This window comes from Planktosalinus sp. (genome assembly GCF_059864935.1).
Genome location: NZ_JCBCCK010000408.1, coordinates 1 through 1430 on the forward strand (window position 1 = coordinate 1; position 1430 = coordinate 1430).

3 protein-coding genes are annotated in these 1430 nt (G+C 39.2%); 1 reads left to right on the top strand and 2 read right to left on the bottom strand.

Annotated elements, in window-relative coordinates; translation table 11 throughout:
* Nucleotides 1–582 (bottom strand): ATP-binding protein (locus AC6F75_RS12395; RefSeq protein ID WP_500715359.1); only part of this gene is annotated, 582 nt, incomplete at its 3' end.
* Between the two features lie 149 nt (nt 583–731).
* On the opposite strand from AC6F75_RS12395, the gene AC6F75_RS12400 reads away from it, so the two are divergent.
* The gene (locus AC6F75_RS12400) at nt 732–1178 is read left to right on the top strand and encodes a copper resistance protein NlpE N-terminal domain-containing protein (RefSeq protein ID WP_500715360.1); all 447 of its coding nucleotides are present in this window, start codon (nt 732–734) and stop codon (nt 1176–1178) included.
* A 44-nt stretch (nt 1179–1222) separates the two neighbouring features.
* Here the strand turns inward: AC6F75_RS12400 and AC6F75_RS12405 are convergent.
* Nucleotides 1223–1430, bottom strand: a 208-nt coding sequence (locus tag AC6F75_RS12405) for a DUF933 domain-containing protein (RefSeq protein WP_500715361.1), incomplete at its 5' end; no start/stop codon positions are given.

Consider the following 1430-nt stretch of genomic DNA (forward strand, 5'->3'; position numbering starts at 1 on the left):
ATTGAGATAGACATAATTTTTGAGCATTTTGGAAACATACTCATTGCGGTACCTAAAGTTTTTAAAAATTGATTCATCCGGAATGAAAATCACTTTAGTTCCACGGCGAGACACAGATTCTTCAGGGTTTGGGTCAGCAAGGAGATTTCCTTGTTCAAATTCGGCATACTTTATCTGATTTTCCCGAATGGATTCCACCCTGAAAAAAGAGGAGAGCGCATTAACAGCTTTGGTACCCACGCCATTTAAACCGACTGATTTTTTAAAGGCACGTGTATCATACTTACCACCGGTATTCATTTTGGAAACTACGTCAACCACTTTCCCCAGGGGGATTCCCCGGCCATAATCACGCACCTTCACCTCTTTGTCTTTGATGCGGATTTCGATGGTTTTGCCAGCACCCATAACATATTCGTCTATGGAATTGTCCAGCACTTCTTTTAAAAGGATGTAAATTCCATCGTCAGGTGAAGACCCGTCACCCAATTTACCGATATACATACCGGGGCGCATCCGGATGTGTTCTTTCCAGTCGAGCGAGCGAATATTGTCTTCAGTATATTGAGTTTCTTTGGCCATATTAAAATTTCTAAGACCCGCTAATATAAGACTTCACGGCAATAAATGAAACCGCGAAAATAGAAAGTAATTAACAATAAAACGGGTGAATTTGTTAAGAAAAAAAAAGAAAAGAATTCGATACCTTTGAATCTATAAAAAATTAAAACATGAAAAATATCTTATTGATTGCATGTATTGTTTTTACTTTTATTTCTTGTAAAAACAACCAAGAAAAAGATACTATTGAAGAACTTGCAGAAACCGAACAAGCACCTGATATGCATACCTCACAAATTGCCTTAGATTGGCAAGGAGTCTACAAAGGGGTTTTGCCCTGTGCAGATTGTGATGGGATTGAGATAGAGGTTTCACTCAGTGAAGACAACACTTATGTTGTCAAGCGATTGTATTTAGGAAAAGATGACAATTATTTTGAAGAAGTTGACACTTTTGAGTGGACCGAAGACGGAAATAACATTGTTCTTGACGAAAAAGTAAAAGGAAGCCCAACACTTTTTAAAGTGGGCGAGAATTATCTTTTGCACCTCAACCAAAAGGGAGAGATTATCGAGGGGGAATTGGCTGAGAAATATGTTTTAATGAAAATCCAATAATTATTCAATTAAAAAGCCCCTCCTTTGGAGGGGTTGGGGAGGCTTTACACATTAAACCTAAAGTGCATCACATCACCGTCCTTGACGATGTACTCCTTGCCTTCTACCCTCATTTTTCCGGCTTCTTTGACTTTGGCTTCGCTGCCAAAATGTACATAGTCATCATAAGCGATGACTTCAGCACGAATAAATCCTTTTTCAAAATCGGAGTGAATCACTCCGGCGGCCTGTGGTGCAGTAGAACCAATGGGA

What these genes read in the sequence shown, in the direction of transcription:
- AC6F75_RS12400 (WP_500715360.1), top strand. Translation starts at nt 732, where the DNA reads ATGAAAAATATCTTATTGATTGCATGTATTGTTTTTACTTTTATTTCT.